This is a genomic window from Acinetobacter sp. ACNIH1 (assembly GCF_002934695.1).
GTDB lineage: Bacteria > Pseudomonadota > Gammaproteobacteria > Pseudomonadales > Moraxellaceae > Acinetobacter > Acinetobacter variabilis.
Genome location: NZ_CP026420.1, coordinates 2,714,460 through 2,734,035, shown reverse-complemented (window position 1 = coordinate 2,734,035; position 19,576 = coordinate 2,714,460). Strand labels below are relative to the sequence as shown.

Here is a 19,576-nt window from a genome sequence, read left to right as displayed (position 1 = left end):
GGGTTGCTTATAAATACGGCGGTCTGGGCATAACCTGTTTCACTTTGGATGACAGTTCGGATGAATTTTGTGTCATCGCTTGAAAATGACACATTAAACATCACATATATCTGCATATTGCAGGTGAAAAATAGGTTTTAGGTGAACGAGAACGCACGCCCTCATATTGAAAAAATCTTGGCCAATATGACCACCTTACCCGGGGTCTACCGGATGTATGGCAAAGATGGCGAACTCTTATATGTGGGAAAAGCCAAAAACCTGAAAAATCGGGTGTCCAGTTATTTTGTCAAAACCCTTGATCATCCCAAGACTCAAGCTTTGGTGGCACGGATTTATGACATTCAAACTTTGGTGGTGCGTTCAGAAACTGAAGCTTTACTCTTAGAGCAAAACCTGATCAAGCTGCATCGTCCGCCGTATAACATCATGCTGCGTGATGACAAATCCTATGTCTATATTTTTGTTTCTGCAGACAAGCCTTATCCGCGGATTGCCAGCGGTCGCGGCAAGGGCAAACATCAGGTCGGCAAGTTTTTTGGACCTTATCCGAGTGCTTACAATGCTCGCGATACTTTGGTTATTCTGCAAAAATTATTCAATGTACGTTCCTGTGAGAATGGTTTCTTTGCCAATCGTACTCGACCTTGTTTGCAATATCAGATCAAGCGCTGTTCCGGCCCTTGTGTCGGCCTGATTTCACCTGAGGATTATCAGGAAGATGTTAATAACTCGATTCGCTTCCTGCAAGGCGATACTAAAGAGCTGAATCAGGAACTGATTGCCAAGATGGAAGCAGCCGCAGAAAATCTGGAATTTGAAAAAGCGGTATTTTATCGTGACCGGATGGCGTTACTGCGTGATGTACAGGCCCAGCAAGCGATTTATAAAGTCAAAGGTGAGGCAGATATTCTGGCGATTGCCTATCAGGCAGGGGTGACTTGTGTGCAGATCATGCATGTGCGTAATGGCAAGATGCTCGGCGGTAAAGGCTATTTTCCGGATATGCTGAGTGATGATCTGGGGCAAATGCTCTCGGATTTTATTGCCAATTTCTATTTTCAGGTTGCTGATGAAATTCCATCTGAACTGATCGTGAATATTGAAATGCCAGATCGGAAGGAACTTGAAGCCGCACTTTCTCAACATTTTAATAAGAAGATTCAGATCAAGTCCAAAGTCCGGGAAACCCGTGCCGAATGGCTGGAACTGGCACAGATGAATGTGCAGCATGCCATTCAGGGCAAGCTGGCTAATCACTTTGAATTGAATGAACGTTTCCATCAGTTAGAAGAGGTGGTGGGACGGCCGGTAGATCGGATTGAGTGTTTCGATATCTCGCATACCATGGGTGAAGATACGGTTGCTTCTTGCGTAGTCTTTGATAGTGGAGGCGCGCGCAAACGCGATTATCGTCAGTTTTCTATCAATGATATTCAGGCAGGTGATGACTATGCCGCGATGCGTCAGGCCTTAACCCGTCGTTATAAAAAAGCCATGCTGCCAGATTTGCTGCTGATTGATGGTGGTAAAGGGCAGTTGCATATGGCGATGGAAGTCATGCAGGAACTTGGACTGGATGCCTTTATGGTTGGTGTGTCTAAAGGTGAAGGGCGTAAGCCAGGTTTGGAAACTCTGCATTTTACCGATGGCAGCAAGATTCAGCTTCCAGAAGATCATAAGGCCCTGCATCTAATCCAGCAGGTACGTGATGAAGCCCACCGTTTTGCTATTACCCGGCATCGGGCCAAACGCGATAAAAAACGTGGCTCATCGGTATTGGAGGTGATTCCGGGACTGGGGCCGAAGCGCCGTCGTGATTTATTGACCCATTTTGGCGGGATTCAGGGCGTGCTTAAAGCTTCAGAAAAAGACCTGCAACTCGTACCAGGTCTGGGTTCTGTGATGGCCCGGATGATTTATAAAGTTCTGCATGAGTAATCGTTTTATATCAATTACAAGTGCAAAAATGCACATTGACCTTCGAGTCAAAGGTCATTTCTATTCATAGATTTTTCCAGCAATATATCGGTTCATCAGACAAAGTTGAAGGATCGATATGTCGTTGCAAGCACTGTACGCACAAATTGCGCAGCAAGAATGGATTGAAATGCCGACAGGCTGGGAGCAAGGGAGAACCATCTACGGCGGACTTGCGGCTGCAGTCATGATGCAAAAAGCCGTGGTAACAATCAATGATCCTGCTAAACGTCTGCTGAGTACCAGTGTGACTTTTGTTGGCCCGGTACAGGAAGGCAAAGCACGCCTGACTGAGGAAATTCTGCGTGAAGGCAAATCGGTCACTACCATCGAAGTGCGTCTATGGCAGGATGACGCTGTTCAAAGCATTCTGATTGCCAGTTTCGGCGTAGCGCGCGATTCTAGCATTCAGGTACATCAGGAAATCCAGGCTCCGGATTATGCTCCTCCTGAAATCCTGTTCCAGATTCCTGCACAGTTCAAGCTTCCAAAGTGTTTTGATCATTTTGAACTCAGATGGGCGGATTTGAATCTGCCGTGCAGTTCAAGTGTACGTCCTGATTTTGAAGGCTGGTGCCGCTTCCATCCAGATCAACATTCTGACCGTGAATTTCAGTTAGCTGACCTGATGGCCATTTTTGATATCTGGCCACCTGGGGTGTTACCGATGTTTCAGACACTGGCCCCGGCGAGCAGCCTGACCTGGACTGTAACCTATGTGCATCCAGTGCAGCATCAGCTACATGATTGGTTTAAATATAAAGTGATTACCGACCATGCGGCTGATGGTTATTCAACAGAACATGCCTATCTGTGGGATGCAGAAAATCGGCTGATTGCGATGGCCAGACAGACAGTGACGGTGTTTGCCTAGTGACACTTCAAGTCAATTCGTATAAAGTGAAGCGTATTAATGATGGATTAAACCTCGAAAAAAGTGTGCATTTTCATCGTACATGAGGGGAACAATTGGCGGTGTCTATGACTACAGGTCGTATCCTGAATATTCCAAATATCTTGACCTTGGCTCGTATTATCCTGATTCCGGTTTTTTTATTGGTCGCATATTGGCCACCGGCAATGGGATTTAATGAAACCAGTCCTGATGTGACTCGGCATATTATCTTAACGACAATTTTTGTAGTGGCTGCAGTCACTGACTGGTTTGATGGTTATCTAGCGCGTACTCTGAATCAGACGTCTGCTTTTGGTCGCTTTTTAGATCCGGTTGCAGACAAGTTGATGGTCGCTGCTGCACTCATTGTATTGGTACAATGGCAACCTTCAGTTTCTATGGCTTTTGCAGCCATTGTGATTATTTCACGGGAAATTACAGTTTCAGCTTTACGTGAATGGATGGCTGAACTTGGTGCGCGTACCAGTGTGGCGGTGTCTACAGTGGGTAAATACAAAACCGCGTTTCAGATGATTGCGATTACAGTATTTCTGCTGAACTGGCCACCGCTAGAAATGCTGGCTTATGCGTTGCTATATACAGCTGTGGTACTGACCTTATGGTCGATGTTTATTTACCTAAAAGCAGCTTGGCCATATCTGAAACAGCCTTAATCAATAAAAGCTCCTTAAAAGGGGCTTTTTTTATAGCTAAAAATAGAGAATATAAAAATAACAGGCAAAAAAATACCCAGCCTTTGGGGGAAGAACTGGGATGAAATCGGGGGTATTTCTCAGTTATTATTATAGTTATTCAAAGATATCTCATCTTCTTGCTAGTCATTATAGGGAGCGCCTTACACAAAATCATGTGGTTTCTTGTAGCTGAATGTTGTGTTTTGTGAGAGCAATGTATACAGAATTTACAATTGATTATTTTGATACAAATCTGATTGCTTTTCAGTAAGATAATAGCTGCTTAAATTTAAAAAACACGGTAGGAAAATGACAGGTTTTAAGCCTGTTTTTTAGCTCAATAATTTTCGATTTCATGAAAGTTAGAATAGTTTTTAGAGTGCTTTTAAGAGAAATAGAATATCTATAGAAAAAGAATACTCGAGGAGTCTCTTGCCAGGGGTAATGTTCCCTAAAAATAATTGAACTTAAAAGTAGAAAATCGAATAGCCTTGATCTAAGGAGATTTTCTATGAAAATAACTAAATATTCGGACAGCTTAATCATGAGTATTTTGAAGCAAGCTGAAGCAGGTACTCCAGTGCCTAATCTATGCCGAGAACATGGCATGAGTTCTGCCACTTTTTACAAATGGAAGTCCAAATATGGCGGCATGGATCTTTCCATGATGACTCGACTTAAAGAGCTAGAGACAGAAAATGCCCGCCTAAAGCGCATGTATGCGGATGAACGTCTTAAAGCAGACATTCTTCAGGATGCACTGTCAAAAAAGTTATAAGGCCAACGCAACGCAAGTCACTTGCTCAACAAGCCGTTGAGCAATATAAGATATCAGTGAATAAGGCCTGTCTCATATTCCAAGTCAGTCAAACCTGTTATCGCTATATAGCTCAATTGAAGGAGCAGAATATGGTTATTGCAGATTGGCTGATTAAGCTCACCAATGAGAATAAGACTTGGGGATTTAAGCTTTGCTTTTTGTACCTGCGTAATGTCCGAGGCTACCCTTGGAATCACAAGCGTATTTATCGCATCTATAAGGAGCTTGAGCTTAACCTTCGGATTAAACCCAACAAACGCATTAAACGGATAAAGCCTGAAACTCTTGCAGTACCGGAAGCGCAGAATGAATCATGGTCAATGGATTTTATGCACGATCAACTCAGTGATGGCCGCAGTTACCGTGTGCACAACGTCATTGATGACTATAACCGTGAGTCATTAGATATCTTGATTGACTTCTCCTTACCCGCCGAACGAGTACTTCGAGGGTTGAATCAACTCATCGAATGGCGAGGTAAACCAAAACGAATCCGAAGTGACAATGGACCAGAGTACATCAGTGATTTAATGGAGGCATGGTGTAAGCAGCATGAAATTGAGCATGTATTTACCCAGCCTGGTAATCCACAACAAAATGCGTACGTAGAACGCTTCAATCGGACAGTACGTTATGAATGTTTAAATCAATATTTATTTCGAGAACTTGAAGATGTTCAAGACTATACAACAGCATGGCAACACTTTTATAATCATCAACGACCTCATATGTCAGTTGATGGTAAACCACCTAAATTTAAACAATGATAAAGGCTTCGGTTTTTCTACTCATTAACTCAATTAAAAATGGGGGTATTACCCAGGTATTTAACTCATGTTCTGGTGAAGAAATAATTTTCAAATTAAAAAGGGAATTCTTTTTATAGGTTACTTTTTTTATGGCATTCGAAGTGATACCTTTCGCTTAATTTACGTAAAAGAAAAGCTTGAGCTTAGATAAAAAAATTTCCATGTAAGGAGTTTTTTATTCTATGAACTCATAGCTGCTTGTCTTGCGTAATTTTTAGAGCAGTACTCTTTCCAATAAAAAAAGAGCCTTAAAAGAGACTCTTTTTAAATGCTTGCCTACGCGGACTTTGTCCTTGTCTTGCGTAAAAAAGAAAAGCAGTGCTTTGTTTTTTACTCAGGCTTTAGCCCTTCAGCTTTTTCCAATGATTCATCATTGTTAAAGAACTTCTCGCGTTGCTCTTCAAGGAACTTTTTCGCATCCGGTTCAAACACGTTTAAACGCTTTTCATTGATCAGCGTGGTCTGGTGTTTCAGCCATTCTTGCCAAGCCTGTTTAGATATCGTATCAAACAGTTCCTGACCCTTTGCACCCGGGAATGGTGCAAAGTCTAAACCTTCCATTTCTTGTTGATACTTACGGCAAAAAACTTGTCGAGACATATCAATACTCCAATTTAAAGCGAAAGCAATTAAGCGTAAAGTTTCTCTAGGCGAGCATGCGCACGTTCGATCGCAGCTTCAACCTGTGCAGGTGCAGTACCACCAATGTGATTACGTGCATTCACAGATGCTTCTAAAGTCAGGGCTTTTTCAAATACATCTGCCTGAATCAGATCAGAGAACTGTTGCAGTTGCTCAAGTGTTAGTTCAGACAGATCTTTACCTTCCTGTACGCCTAGAGCTACCGCTTTACCCACAATTTCATGAGCATCACGGAAAGCCACGCCATTTTTTACCAGATAATCTGCCAGGTCAGTCGCCGTTGAGAAACCGCGAAGTGCAGCTTCACGCATGATTTCAATATTTGGAACCAATGCAGGAATCATGTCAGCGAATGCCACCAATGAACCACGAACGGTATCAATCGCGTCAAATAATGGCTCTTTATCTTCCTGGTTATCTTTGTTATAAGCAAGTGGTTGACCTTTCATTAAGGTCAATAGGCTCATCAGATCACCATATACACGGCCGGTTTTACCACGGATCAGTTCAGGTACATCCGGGTTTTTCTTCTGTGGCATGATCGAAGAACCAGTGCAGAAACGGTCTGGAATATTTACGAACTTGAACTGAGCCGATGTCCACAGGATCATTTCTTCAGACATACGTGATAGGTGCATCATAATTAAAGATGCCGCAGCATTGAATTCGATACCAAAATCACGGTCAGAAACGGCATCTAAAGAGTTTTCAGCTACAGCTTCAAAACCTAGAAGCTCAGCGGTATAAGCACGGTCAATTGGGTAAGTCGTACCTGCCAGAGCAGCAGAACCGAGTGGCATACGGTTAACACGTTTACGGCAATCAATCAGACGCTCAGAGTCACGTACCAGCATTTCAAACCAAGCCATTAAGTGATGACCAAAAGTCACTGGCTGTGCAGTTTGCAGATGGGTAAAACCTGGCATGATGGTATTGGTATTTTTCGCTGCCAGACCCAGGATGCCTTTTTGCAATTTTTTCAGTAATTCCAGGATCGCATCGATTTCATCACGTACATACAGGCGGATATCTGTGGCAACCTGGTCATTACGGCTACGGCCCGTATGCAATTTTTTACCGGTAATGCCGATACGCTGAGTCAGGCGCGACTCAATGTTCATATGCACATCTTCAAGGTCAATGCGCCATTCGAAGTTACCTGCTTCAATATCTGCTTTAATGGCAGTCAGACCTTCGATAATGTCATCACGTTCCTGTTCGGTCAGTACGCCAACTTTTGCCAGCATAGTTGCATGTGCAATCGAGCCTGCAATGTCTTGTTTATAAAAACGTTGGTCAAATTGAACAGATGCTGTAAATTCAGCAACAAAAGCATCAGTCGCTTCAGAGAAACGACCGCCCCACATACCCGAAGTCTGGGCTTGTGATGGATTTGAGGAATTAGAAGATGTGGTCATGTCGGCTCAATCAGATTAAAAGCAGTAGAACGAAAAAGAGTATAACAAATTCAAAGCCCGTTGCCGAAGTCCAAGTCGATCAATCTTTTACATCTCCGACTGGATCAGCGCAAAGCTCCTATTTTTTTAGCCAGATTGGCAAGCTGCACTATTTACTGGAAATGTTTATTGGCGGCAATGTGCTGGCCATGGTCTTAGCCTTGGCAAAAGTACAGTCCTGGCAGGCGCTCAATCTGGTAGATCTGCTTCAATATATGCTGTATATCAACTGGATACTGTTATGCTTTGCAGCGCTAGTCGAACTTTTTCATCAGCATTTTCAGCGCATGGGGATTAAGCTGGCATTAATCTGCGGATTTCTGCTGTTGCAGGCGATTGTTTTGGTGACTACGACCAGTCTGAATGTGCTGACTTATTTTGGCAGTAATTTGAATTTTCAGGGACTGAGTCTGGCAATCGCACTGGAACAAGTCGGCCTACATCTGAGTTTTGGTATCCTGTTAGGTATGTTCTGTTTTCGCTATTTGTATTTGCGTGAACAATGGGCGCAGCAGCAGCACAGTGAATTAAATGCACGGATTCAGGCCATGCAGGCTAGGATTCATCCGCATTTTCTGTTTAATAGTCTCAATAGTGTAATCAGCCTGATCAGTATCGACCCGGACAAAGCCGAACAAATGTTGCTGAATTTGTCCCGTTTATTTCGGGCCAGTTTTCAGGAATTGAAACTGGTCAAATTGCAGGAAGAAATTGAACTCTGCCAGCGCTATCTGGAGATTGAACAGATTCGTCTGGGAGAGCGTTTACAGGTCGAATGGAAATTAGAAAACAAAGACTTATACTCACAAGTCCAAATTCCATTATTGACTTTACAACCCCTAGTGGAAAATAGTATTTTCCATGGAGTTGAAAAAATTTTGACAAAGAGTACCATAAGCATATTGATTGAAATCTTGCAAAATCAAATTAATATCATCATAACAAACCCTTATACGCAGGATAATAAAACATTAAAAAAGGGACATGGTATTGCAATTGAAAATGTCAGACAGCGTCTGGAAGCTTATTACGGACCTACGATGACGTTTCAGACTTTCGCCGGTGGAGGGGTGTTTACCACGGTTGTGCAATATCGCTATAAATAAAAATAAATCAAGGAAATCACAGTTAACTTATAATCAAATGAATAATGTTGACTGGATTAAGGAGGAGAAATGGACGTCCTGATTTGTGACGATGAGCCTTTGGCTGTCGAGCGACTATCACGTTTAGTCTCTCAACTGGGGCATGATGTGGTTGCAACAGCTACACATGGTCGTCAAGCAATTGATCTGGCTCATCAGCATGAACCTGATGTCATCTTATTAGATATTCAAATGCCTGAAATGGATGGTTTGACCTGTGCGCAGCATTTGCGTCAGCTCGACCCAATGCCGGCTATTGTCTTTTGTACGGCCTATGACCAACACGCGCTGGATGCATTCAAGTCTAATGCAGACGGCTACCTGCTTAAACCGGTGATGCAACAGGAATTGGCACAGGTTTTAGAGCATTTAATTAAACTTACCCAAGCTCAAATGAGCCAACTAAAACAAAAAGAAAATATGGAAGAAATCAATATCAGCCGCCATCAAATTGCGGCAAAGACCTATCGCGGGGTCGAATTGGTGCCAGTTGAAAATATCTATTATTTTCTGGCGGATCAAAAATATGTGACTGTACGCCATAAAAACGGCAGTGTCCTGATTGATGAAACCCTGAAGGAGTTGGAACAGGAGTTTGGACATCAGTTCATCAGGATTCACCGTAATGCACTGGTTTCGGTTCACTATCTGGAAGGCTTGGAAGTGGTAAGTTCCGGCCAGTATCAGGTGCGTTGTCGTGAACTGGAAGAGCGTCTGGCGGTCAGTCGGCGTCATTTGCCATTCTTGCGGGAACGGATTCAGAAACTCTAAACGGATCAATGAGTTCGTCTGGAACAGCATTGAAACTTGCATAAATTCGCTTGCATTTTCAAGTGAGCAGGTTAAGTTTAGACTATTGTTCTCATTGACTGTTTATTGAAATTTATGAAGACCCTAAAAATTGCTACTCGACAAAGTCCACTTGCGCTCTGGCAGGCGGAACATATCCGTGCACGCTTACAGGACCTGCATGCTGGACTTCAGGTCGAGTTAGTCACTTTTGTTACACAGGGCGATAAAATTCTTGATACGCCATTGGCTAAAATTGGCGGTAAGGGCTTATTCGTAAAAGAATTAGAAGCAGCCTTACTAGATGGTCGTGCCGATCTGGCCGTCCATTCAATGAAAGATGTCCCGATGGCCTTGCCTGAAGGCTTATCTTTGGCAGTTATCTGTGAACGTGAAGATCCACTGGATGCTTTTGTCTCAAATACTTATGCCAGTTTCGACGAATTGCCTCAAGGTGCCAAAGTCGGAACTTCGAGCTTGCGCCGTAAAACGCAGATTTTAAAACAGCGTCCGGACCTTGAGATTATCGATTTACGCGGTAATGTCGGTACACGCTTATCCAAACTGGATGCAGGTCAGTATGATGCAATTATTTTAGCTAGTGCCGGTTTAAAACGCTTGGGCCTTGCAGATCGTATTCGTCATAGTATTGTGCCTGAAGTAAGTTTACCCGCAGTAGGACAGGGTGCATTGGGCCTGGAATGCCGGAGTGGAGATCAAGCGGTATTAGATTTAATCCAGCCTCTATTACATGCAGAAACTGATGCCTGTGTCCGTGCCGAACGTGCCTTTAATGCCTATCTGGAAGGTGGCTGTCAGGTGCCAATTGCGGGCTATGCCACTTTAAACGAAGGTGTCATTTCGATTGAAGGCCGAGTCGGTAGCGTAGATGGCGCAACTTTGCTACGCGCACAGCAAAGTGGAACCATGGCAGATGCAGAACAATTGGGTGTTCAACTGGCCAAAGATCTGCTAGATCAGGGTGCAGGCGAGTTGCTAAAAGCGCTTTATTCAAAATAATGTTGTTCATTAATACCCGTCCGAGTGATCGTGCTGCAAATTTAACGCAAGCCCTACAGACAGCGCAGATTCCGGTGATAGAGTTGCCCTTGCTAGAACTGGTACAGCAGCCTTATACGGATGAGCTGGCCAGTTTATTTAGGCAGCTATCCCAAGCAATACTGATTGTCGTCGTGAGTCCGACTGCTGCCCAGATTGGCATGCAATATTTGCAGCAAGCGGGTCTATCATTGAATGATCTTGGAAGTGTCCAGTGGGTCGCTGTAGGTAAAGCTACCGAGCAGGCTTTAGCAAGCTACGGTATCCAGAGTTATGTGCCTGATGTGGAGACTTCGGAAGGGATGCTGCAATTGCCTGTGCTACAGCAGTTAGCTACCGGATCAACTGTCGCCTTTTGGCGAGGTGAAAGTGGGCGTCAATTTATGATGCAGCATTTAAAGAATCAGCAAATTCATGTATTGAATTTCATTTTATATGATCGTCAGTGTCCGCCAGTGACTTCCGAGATATTAGCTAAACATTTGACGAGTCTTGAAGCTAATCCCTGTTATGCAGTCTTGGTCAGCAGTGAAGCGAGCTGGCTTAACTGGCTAGCCTTGATGCAGTCGTATCCGCATCTCATTAATCGGGCATTGTATTTGGTTTTGGGGCCGCGTTTGGCTGCCATGCTTGGGGAATATCAACAGCAACATCAGGCTGGTTTTCAATTCGCTCAGTTAGAGGACTTAAGCGGATCGACGATTTTGCAGCAGCTACTGATGTACTAGGAAACGCATGAAAAAATTATTCATTGTTTTTTTCATCTTGAGCTTGGCGTGGATTGCCAAGCTGAGCTATGACCTGTTTGGTTTGAATTCAGCACAGACTGAATTGACCCAGAATTTTAAGCAGCTGCAACAGCAGAATGCCAATCTGAATGATCAGCTAGTGGCTTTAAAACGTCAGGTTGCTACGAGCCAAGCAGCAAACCCTGAAACACCGAACAAGGGGACAGTTCAGTATACTCCTGTAGCTGATTTGCAGGATGATCTGCCTTTGGTCGAGCAATATCTGGATCTGGTTGAGTTTGCCTTGCAGCAGCAACAATATGCAATGGCTATGGAAAAGTTGAATCAATTATCCAATCAGCTTGAACATCTAGAACTGGCACCTACTCTTCTGGGTAGCCTGAATCAGGCGATTGACAAAGATCGGGAAGTCCTTAAGCAGTTCATCAACAATCGTTTAGTACAACAGAATAAATTAAAAGAATTACTGCAACAGATTGATGTTGAGATGGAAAAGGAAATCCAGGTGCAGCATCAGAACCGCGCTACATCCCAAAGCTCATTCTGGCAGCGCTGGATTCAGATTGAATCAGTCGAGAAGCCGAGTGCAGTCTTAATGCAGCGTAATCTGGTCTTAAAAGAAGCTCAGCTGCGTTTACTGATTGCAGAAAATAGTGTGCAACAAGGACAACAGGTAGCTTTCCAGCAAGCCCTGAAAAGTGTGATCGAGGTATTGGCTCAACTTCCGGATGCGCAAAGCAAACAATGGATTCAACGACTGGAGCAAATTAAGGCAGCACCTCAGACGCCTACTCCTCAGCTTAATACGCGTACCCTGATCGGTTAATTGCTTATGAAACAGATTTTACTTGCTTATTTACTGGTTGGTTTGCTGGGCTTAGCAATCTTGAGTGTACTGAGCTATGGTTATGGTGCGGGCTATGTGTACTTGTACTGGCGCGAACTACAGATCCAGACCACTTTGTGGTTTCTGGTAGGCTTGCTTATCGCAATCAGTTTCCTGATGCATATGCTGTGGTATGCGACCAAGCGTTATCTCAGTTTTAAACAGCGTAAGCATGAAACGGTATTCAGCTTTGCCCGCCTGCATCCTTATGAGCAGTTAGCTGTGGTTTGGTTATTAAATGCTGCACAGGATCAACGGGATTTTATCCAGCAGTCTTTTAATCAGTCGGGATTGCTCAAGCATATTATTGATGCCCGATTATCTTGGGGACAGCAACAATATAGCGAAGCATTGAGTAGTTTAAATCAGTCTAATCCTATGGCATTTGAACTGGCAGAATTACAGCGGATTGAAATCTATTTATCGCAGCAGGATGGTCAGCAGGCATTAACACATTTAGAGTTTTTAAATCAGCATGAGTTATCTCCTTGGTTAAGACGGGTAAAAACCGCTTATGAGCAGCGTTTAAATGCTTTATGGGGGCAATTTGCCTTACAGTTTCCCTGGTTATATTTACGTTCAACCAAATATGGGCATTTAGACCAAGAAGTAAAAAAAATATGGCTGCAGCAATTATTAATAGCTTATGACCAGGCTACTGAAGATGATTTGGAATATTTAAAACAACGTTATCTTGATTTAAAACAGGACATATTTAACCGTGACTATGAAGTCAAGCTATTATGGTTGAAACTGTTATTTAGAATGTCGGAAATGAGTGTTGAGCATGAAAGCCTTGCTAAACATTTACTGGAACTCCAATTTAATCAGGATGTATTTTATTTATGGTTCCAGCAGCAGTTATTAAAGCAGTTTCCAGGTTATGCAGATATAGAGCAGCAGATCTCAGTTTGGGGTGCAAAATATACTGCACTGCCTATATTAAGTTTTGCCAAATGGCATATTCTACAGGCGACTGGCCGGGTAGAAGAAGCTCAGCAATTGCTGGATCTCTATCCAGATGACATCCGCATGAGCTATTTAAGAATTAAATCTGTATTACAGGGGAGAGAGGATTTAATACAGCAGTTAAATGCCGTATTTGAATCGAATGTTAATTTTATCGAAATCAGAATTTGAGGAAATAATGTCAGAATTACAACAATATCCAGTGATTTATTCGCAAACTGTTGCATGGGGAGACATGGATGCGTTTGGGCATGTTAATAATGCCATGTATTACCGTTATATAGAAAGTGCCCGTTTGGCTTATTTGGGTAAATTAAATATTTTTGATGAAGATATTTTAACAGTGGTGGCTTCAAATCAATGCCGTTATTTAAAACCTGTAGTTTATCCAGATCAATTAAAAGTGGCGGCACGAATTGATGAAATTCGGAATAGTGCAGTCAGAATGCATTATTTATTATGGAGTGAACAGCAGCAAAGTATCGTGGCCACTTCAGAAGCAGTAATTGTATGTTTAAATAAAAATATGCAGAAAACTGAAATACCTGAACATATTCGAGAAAAAATAAAAGCGCTGGAATTAACTGTACAACATGCCATTTAATATTAGTGTTTCATCTATAATTTAATGATTAATTTTGTAATGACCTTTAAGTTTATTGTTATACATTTAAAATTCTATATTGAATATTACGCTTAATATAAATATGATGGGTCTGTTATTTATTAAAAGAAATAATGCTATTTATTGGAGAACATGATGCCAGACATTACAAATTTATCAGTTGAAGAGTTAAAACGTTTACAAGCAGAAGCTGAGTCTTTAATTGCTTTGAAAAAAGATCAGGAAATTGAAGATGCTTATCATCAGGTATTGGAAATTGCCGATAAGGTAGGCTTAACGATTGAACAGCTTCTTGAATTTGGTGCTTCTAAACGTAAAAAAACTGCACGTAAGTCTGTAGAGCCACGTTATCGCAGTAAAAGCAATCCGGAAGACACCTGGACTGGTCGCGGTAAACAGCCACGCTGGTTAGTTGCTGAATTAGAGAAGGGCGCAAAACTGGAAGATTTTGTAATCTAATCCTTCTGCCTTATTATTCATCATCAGGTTATTTACAAACGGCCTGTGATTGATCAGCCAAGCACATCCTGCTTGGTTTTTTTATGCCTATGAATTGGCGTCAGAGAAAAAGTGTGCATAATGTGATTATAAAATGACAAAACTATAAATTTAGGGGTTTCGATTGGATAGGTTGGTCGTGGCGGGATGAGCAATAAGCCGAAAACATTAAAATGGTTGATATTTGCAATTCTAGCCTTTTTTGTCTTTGTAATTCTGCAAGTTCCTGCAGCTTGGTTAATTTCAAAATTTTATAAGAATAATCAGGTCTTACATAATGTAAGCGGGAATATCTGGCAGGGAAGTGCGGACTGGAAAAAAGGTAATCTTCGGGGAAGTCTGAACTGGCAGGTTCGTCCTTTGGACCTGTTGTTGCTGAGATTAGGGGCGAATATTGATCTGCATAGCGGTAATACCCAGTTTTCGGGTGTGATGGGCTATGGTCTGAATAAAACTTTAACCGTCAAAAATCTTGAGGGACAGCTTGCACCTGAAACTTTAAAGAAGATGGCTGACTGGCAATGGCCTACCAACCCGATTCAGTTTAAAGAACTTGATTTTAAATATAAAAAAGAGCAAGGCTTTAGCCATGTAGATGGCCAGATGCAGTGGAGCGGTGGTGAGCTCATTTACACGTTTGCCCAGCGTCAGGAGCGTATGAATGTACCGGTTCTAAGTGGTCAGTTATCCGATGAGAATGGTCAGTTGCTGCTGGACGTGCGCGACGATCGCGATCAACGTATGTTGAATATTAAACTGGATCCAAGCCTGATGCTGGATATTCAACTGACACAGCGCTTTTTACTCAATGCCCCTTCTTATACCGGTAAAGCTGGACTGGATACTTATGTGATTAGTACCCGTCAGCCTTTAATGGGGGGCTTCAACTGATGGCAAGCCCACTTGATTATTTTAAAAATATTGATTTGAAACAGACAGAGCGTATCGCTCCAATTTTACTGTTTCTGCTGATTCTGTATTTATGCTGGAAATTGGCTGCTTTATTCTGGCTTCTGGTGGCTCCACCACAAGCGATGCAGATTGATCAGTTAGAACTGGGGTCACAACAGGCTCAAGTGCCGAACATTAGTGCCTTTTCACTATTTCAGGAAAATACTTACGCAACGAATACTGCTGAAACTGCCAATATTGTCTTGCAGGGGGTTGTGGTAGCGAGCCCAAGCTATAACTCTTCAGCAGTCTTGAAAATTAATGACCAGTCTGACCGTTATCGGGTCGGAGAGGTATTGGGGAATAGCGGTTTTACGCTGGCTGAAGTGTACTGGGACCGGGTGATTCTGCGTAAATCAAGCGGTGCTACCCAAGAAATCCTGTTTAAAGGACTGGAAAATGGTTTAAACCAGCCAATCGTGTCGGATACCTCAGCAGCATCTGCAAATTCGATGCCTCCAATACATACGGAAAGTGGTATGCCCGAACAACCTTCGCCACAAAGTGAAATCAATCGGGCCATCCAGCAGATGCAGGAAAATAAGGGCCAGTACTTACAGAATATGGGGGTAAGTGCAGCAGAGGGTGGTTATGAAGTCACTTCACGGACACCGGCTGCACTGCGTAATCGCTTGGGATTAAGACCGGGAGACCGGATTTTGTCTTTGAATGGTCAGACCCTGTCACAGGGACAAACCGAAGCACAATTACTGGAACAGGCTCGACGTGAAGGTCAGGTCAAACTCGAAATAAAACGTGGTGATCAGGTGATGACCATACAACAGGATTTGAAGTGATGTGTCATCACGCATAGGGTTAGGAAACACAAAAGTTTATGGCTTTATTTAATAATAATCGATCAGCATGGGCATTCTGTGTAGCCGCACCATTGGTTGCTATGGTCAGTACGGCAAGTTATGCGCAAACCTGGAAAATCAATCTTCGGGATGCAGACTTAACCGCATTCATTAATGAAGTGGCGGATATTACCGGTAAAAATTTTGCGGTAGATCCCCGGGTTCGAGGCAATGTCACGGTCATTTCCAACAAGCCACTGAATAAAAATGAAGTTTATGACCTGTTTTTAGGGGTCTTGAATGTCAATGGTGTGGTGGCCATCCCTTCAGGAAATACTATCAAGCTGGTTCCAGACAGCAATGTCAAAGGCTCCGGGATTCCCTATGATGCACGTCATCGTGCGACCGGTGACCAGATTGTCACTCGCGTGATCTGGCTGGAAAATACCAATCCGAATGACCTGATTCCGGCCCTGCGTCCGTTGATGCCACAGTTTGCCCATTTGGCTGCCGTTCCGGGCACCAATGCACTGATTGTGTCGGACAGGGCGACCAATATCTATCAGCTGGAAACCATCATCCGTAATCTGGATGGCACGGGTCAGAATGATATTGAAGCCATTAGCCTGCAATCCAGCCAGGCCGAAGAAATGATCGAGCTGATTGACTCTATGGCAGCAACAGGTGCAGCTAAAGATCTGCGTGGTTCACGGGTGCGGGTCATGGCAGATGTGCGTACTAACCGGATTCTGATTAAGGGTGATCCAGCGACACGCAAGCGCATTCGTCAGATTATTGAAACACTGGATGTGCCTGCAGCAGACCGTCTAGGTGGCTTAAAAGTCTTCCGTTTGAAATATGCCAGTGCCAAGAATCTTTCGGAAATTTTGCAGGGATTAGTGACAGGGCAAGCAGTCAATACTGGTTTGGATAATTCTTCTTCTAGTTCGTCTTCATATAATTCGACTAATAACCTGAATAACAATAATACCACTAGCTCAAACAGCTTAGGTGCATCCAATATTCAGCTAAATACTGGCATGAAAACCGAGCAGGGCGGAATTAGCAGCTTTAATGCCAATGGTGTCAGCATTATTGCGGATGCCACACAGAATTCTCTGGTGGTTAAAGCAGACCCGCAACTGATGCGTGAAATCGAATCTGCCATTGATCAGTTAGATGTACGCCGTCAACAGGTTCTGATTGAAGCTGCAATTATTGAAGTAGAAGGGACAGATGCGGATCAGTTGGGTGTGCAATGGGCCCTGGGTGATATCAGCAGCGGAATTGGTCTGATCAATTTTGATAATTTTGGCACCAGCCTGAAAAATATTGCAGCGGGTTATCTTACTGGCGGTGGTACGGGTGCAGCGAGTACCGTAGGCGCAGGCAGTTCGCTAGTGATTGGTGATTATCGTGAAGGCAGTGATGGTTCACGCCGTTTATACGGCGCGATGATTCAGGCCTTAAAAGAAACCACCAAGTCTAATCTGCTGTCTACACCGTCGATTGTGACCATGGACAATGAAGAGGCTTACATCGTTGTCGGTGAAAATGTACCCTTTGTGACAGGTTCAGTTTCTACAGGAGCCGCAGGTGTTGCCAATCCTTATACCACCATTGAGCGTAAGGATGTCGGCGTAACCTTAAAAGTCGTGCCGCACATTGGTGAAGATGGTACGGTACGTCTGGAAGTTGAACAGGAAGTTTCAGATGTAAAAGCCAATAAGGGTCAAGCGCAAGATCTGGTCACTAGCAAACGTGCGATCAAAACCTCGATTCTGGCAGAACATGGACAAACGATCGTATTAGGTGGCTTGATTTCGGACAATACCAGTTATGGACGCCAGGCAGTACCAGGTCTGGGAGCAATTCCAGGGGTGGGACGTTTGTTTCGCTCAGAAGGTAAGTCTAATCAGAAACGTAACTTATTGATCTTTATCCATCCAACGATTGTGGGGGATAGAAATGAAGTGCGTAAACTGACGCAGCAACGTTATGGTCAACTCTATAGCCTGCAATTGGCACTCGATTCAGACGGTAATTTTGCCAAGCTACCGGAAAGTGTTGAAGATGTGTATCAACAGCGTATTCCAGTTTCCAAGACACCACTGACGAATTCGTCCTACCAGAATGTTCCGAGTGCGCCAGCGTCAACGCCATCAGCTGCAGCAGTGGCTACACCGGTAGCAATTGAGCCGGGGATTCAGCGACAAGTGGTAGAGCAGCCAGTCCAGCAGGTTGAAAAAAGTAGAAATACCGTTACAACAACCACACTTAGACCCAAAAGCTAGACCATTCGCATTTGCATACAGCATGTTATGATAATGTCAAAGAGAATAGAGAAGTAGATTTCATGACTTGGAAAATACAGGCAATTACCGACGATTTGACCGGACAGGAAATAGCGATTGACCGTGACATGCTGGTGGGGCGTCATCAGGCGGCTGATATTGTGCTGCAGGCTGCGGAAATCTCGCGTAAGCATGCTGCTTTTCTACTGAAAGACTATGCACTGTGGGTACAGGATCTAGGCTCATCTAATGGCACTTTCGTGAATGACTTGCTTATTGAGCAGGAAACGCGATTAAAACAAGACGATGTAGTCCAGTTTGCCAGCTTGAAATTTCTGGTTCTTGAACCTGTAGCGCCTGTTGAAGTGGCGCCAGAAGTTGAAGAAACAGCAGAGCAAGTGGTTGAAGAAATCGAAACGGTTGAGAAAACCCCTGCCCAGCAGATGAATGATCAGGGCATTCCAGAATTGAAAGAGCGTGATGCTTCAGTCAACTTGACCCGTGATGGTATGCCGACCAATGTCGGTATTCCAAAACCTGCGCCTATTGCTGAAGGGATAGACCTGAGCTCGGTTAAGCCAGAACCAGCCCCAATTCCGGTGGAACAGCCTGTTTCTCGTGTAGAACAGGAAAAAGAAGCACAGAAAAATGCATCTGTTGGGCTGATTTCACTAATCGTTCTGATTATTTTGGCGATTATCGCCTGGGTGTTGTTTAAATAAGCCCATGATTGGTTACAATCAAGGCATGCATTACGCATGCCTTTTTTATGGCTGCAAATAAAGAAAATGAGGGTCAGGATGTCAATTGCACAACTGGAACAACGTAAGCTGATTTTATTCGATCTGGATGGCACCTTGGTGGATTCAGCCCATGATCTGTATCGGGCCATGAATATGAGCCTGAATGTCTTGCAGCTACCACTGGTGACTGAGGAACAGGTACGGGTCTGGATCGGTAAAGGAACGTCCAAGTTCTGTGAAAGTGTACTCCAGCATCTGGTGGGAGAAGTATTACCTGCCCAGCATCAGGAATTACTTACGACGTTCCTGGAAATTTATAATGCCGATCCTTGTGTAGATACTAAGCCATTTAACGGGATTATCGAGTTTCTGGAATGGGGTAAGGCTAACGATAAAAAACTGATCTGTGTGACCAATAAACCAGAAGAACCGGCACGCAGTATTCTGGATATCCTCGAATTGGCGAAATACTTTGATGACACCATTGGTGGTGATCGCTTTGCCGAGCGTAAGCCAGATCCGCGTCAGTTGTTGCATTGTGTGGAACATTATAGTGTGACCAAAGATCAGGTGCTGATGATTGGTGATTCGGTCAATGACATTGAAGCTGCGCGCCGTGCGGGTATAGATTGTATTGTAGTCAGCTATGGCTATAATCATGGTGAAAATATAGCAGACTGTGATCCTCAAGAAATTGTCGATGATCTACGTGAGTTGCTTGCTTGAATAGGGTACGAAGGAAATAAGATGAATAGTTTTAAGGTTTTTCGATG

19 protein-coding genes are annotated in these 19,576 nt (G+C 43.5%); 17 read left to right on the top strand and 2 right to left on the bottom strand.

Annotation, left to right across the window (positions count from 1 at the left end; genetic code table 11):
• Positions 1-141: 141 nt before the first annotated feature.
• From uvrC to C3F22_RS13310, 4 genes are all read left to right on the top strand, one after another.
• Complete coding sequence (gene uvrC / locus C3F22_RS13335) at positions 142-1,941, top strand: excinuclease ABC subunit UvrC (protein WP_005232569.1); 1,800 nt, start codon at positions 142-144, stop codon at positions 1,939-1,941.
• 118 nt (positions 1,942-2,059) lie between these two features.
• A complete protein-coding gene (locus C3F22_RS13330) occupies positions 2,060-2,854 on the top strand; it encodes a thioesterase family protein (RefSeq protein ID WP_005232567.1) in 795 nt (264 codons plus the stop codon).
• A 107-nt stretch (positions 2,855-2,961) separates the two neighbouring features.
• Complete coding sequence (pgsA, locus tag C3F22_RS13325) at positions 2,962-3,549, top strand: CDP-diacylglycerol--glycerol-3-phosphate 3-phosphatidyltransferase (RefSeq protein ID WP_034580359.1); 588 nt, start codon at positions 2,962-2,964, stop codon at positions 3,547-3,549.
• Positions 3,550-4,081: 532 nt separating this feature from the next.
• Positions 4,082-5,157, top strand: a protein-coding gene (locus C3F22_RS13310; protein ID WP_104426711.1) for an IS3 family transposase whose coding sequence is annotated in 2 segments (ribosomal slippage) — positions 4,082-4,334 and positions 4,334-5,157 — 1,077 coding nt in all. Because the reading frame shifts where the segments join, the coding sequence is not laid out codon by codon here.
• A gap of 372 nt (positions 5,158-5,529) precedes the next feature.
• Here the strand turns inward: C3F22_RS13310 and C3F22_RS13305 are convergent.
• Both C3F22_RS13305 and argH read right to left on the bottom strand, forming a co-directional pair.
• Complete coding sequence (locus tag C3F22_RS13305) at positions 5,530-5,799, bottom strand: oxidative damage protection protein (RefSeq protein WP_005232563.1); 270 nt, start codon at positions 5,797-5,799, stop codon at positions 5,530-5,532.
• A gap of 29 nt (positions 5,800-5,828) precedes the next feature.
• On the bottom strand, positions 5,829-7,259 hold the full coding sequence (gene argH, locus C3F22_RS13300) for an argininosuccinate lyase (RefSeq protein ID WP_051069682.1): 1,431 nt from the start codon (positions 7,257-7,259) through the stop codon (positions 5,829-5,831).
• Between argH and C3F22_RS13295 the strand changes: the two genes are divergently transcribed.
• The 13 genes from C3F22_RS13295 (at position 7,250) to gph (ending at position 19,529) form a co-directional block, all read left to right on the top strand.
• Positions 7,250-8,404, top strand: a complete 1,155-nt coding sequence (locus C3F22_RS13295) for a sensor histidine kinase (RefSeq protein ID WP_104426710.1) — start codon at positions 7,250-7,252, stop codon at positions 8,402-8,404. The genes argH and C3F22_RS13295 overlap by 10 nt on opposite strands.
• Positions 8,405-8,473: 69 nt before the next feature.
• Positions 8,474-9,214, top strand: a complete 741-nt coding sequence (locus C3F22_RS13290; protein WP_005232557.1) for a LytR/AlgR family response regulator transcription factor — start codon at positions 8,474-8,476, stop codon at positions 9,212-9,214.
• Between the two features lie 114 nt (positions 9,215-9,328).
• A complete protein-coding gene (hemC, locus tag C3F22_RS13285) occupies positions 9,329-10,252 on the top strand; it encodes a hydroxymethylbilane synthase (RefSeq protein WP_034171569.1) in 924 nt (307 codons plus the stop codon).
• Complete coding sequence (locus C3F22_RS13280; RefSeq protein ID WP_104426709.1) at positions 10,252-11,019, top strand: uroporphyrinogen-III synthase; 768 nt, start codon at positions 10,252-10,254, stop codon at positions 11,017-11,019. Before hemC ends, C3F22_RS13280 begins: the two co-directional genes overlap by 1 nt.
• A 7-nt stretch (positions 11,020-11,026) precedes the next feature.
• Positions 11,027-11,866, top strand: a complete 840-nt coding sequence (locus C3F22_RS13275) for a hypothetical protein (RefSeq protein WP_104426708.1) — start codon at positions 11,027-11,029, stop codon at positions 11,864-11,866.
• 6 nt (positions 11,867-11,872) lie between these two features.
• A complete protein-coding gene (locus C3F22_RS13270) occupies positions 11,873-13,066 on the top strand; it encodes a hypothetical protein (protein WP_104426707.1) in 1,194 nt (397 codons plus the stop codon).
• Positions 13,067-13,073: 7 nt separating this feature from the next.
• Positions 13,074-13,499, top strand: coding sequence for an acyl-CoA thioesterase (locus C3F22_RS13265; protein ID WP_104427025.1), 426 nt, complete (start codon positions 13,074-13,076; stop codon positions 13,497-13,499).
• A gap of 153 nt (positions 13,500-13,652) precedes the next feature.
• The gene (locus C3F22_RS13260) at positions 13,653-13,979 is read left to right on the top strand and encodes an H-NS family nucleoid-associated regulatory protein (RefSeq protein WP_104426706.1); all 327 of its coding nucleotides are present in this window, start codon (positions 13,653-13,655) and stop codon (positions 13,977-13,979) included.
• Positions 13,980-14,165: 186 nt separating this feature from the next.
• On the top strand, positions 14,166-14,909 hold the full coding sequence (gene gspN / locus C3F22_RS13255; RefSeq protein WP_104426705.1) for a type II secretion system protein N: 744 nt from the start codon (positions 14,166-14,168) through the stop codon (positions 14,907-14,909).
• Positions 14,909-15,766, top strand: a complete 858-nt coding sequence (locus tag C3F22_RS13250; protein WP_104426704.1) for a type II secretion system protein N — start codon at positions 14,909-14,911, stop codon at positions 15,764-15,766. The genes gspN and C3F22_RS13250 overlap by 1 nt, the downstream gene beginning before the upstream one ends.
• Before the next feature lie 38 nt (positions 15,767-15,804).
• A complete protein-coding gene (gspD, locus tag C3F22_RS13245) occupies positions 15,805-18,060 on the top strand; it encodes a type II secretion system secretin GspD (RefSeq protein ID WP_104426703.1) in 2,256 nt (751 codons plus the stop codon).
• A gap of 62 nt (positions 18,061-18,122) precedes the next feature.
• Entirely contained in the window at positions 18,123-18,782 is a 660-nt protein-coding gene (locus C3F22_RS13240) for an FHA domain-containing protein (RefSeq protein WP_104426702.1), read from the top strand.
• A 78-nt stretch (positions 18,783-18,860) separates the two neighbouring features.
• Positions 18,861-19,529: a phosphoglycolate phosphatase gene (gene gph / locus C3F22_RS13235; RefSeq protein ID WP_104426701.1), complete on the top strand. Its 669-nt coding sequence runs from the start codon at positions 18,861-18,863 to the stop codon at positions 19,527-19,529.
• Positions 19,530-19,576: the final 47 nt, after the last annotated feature.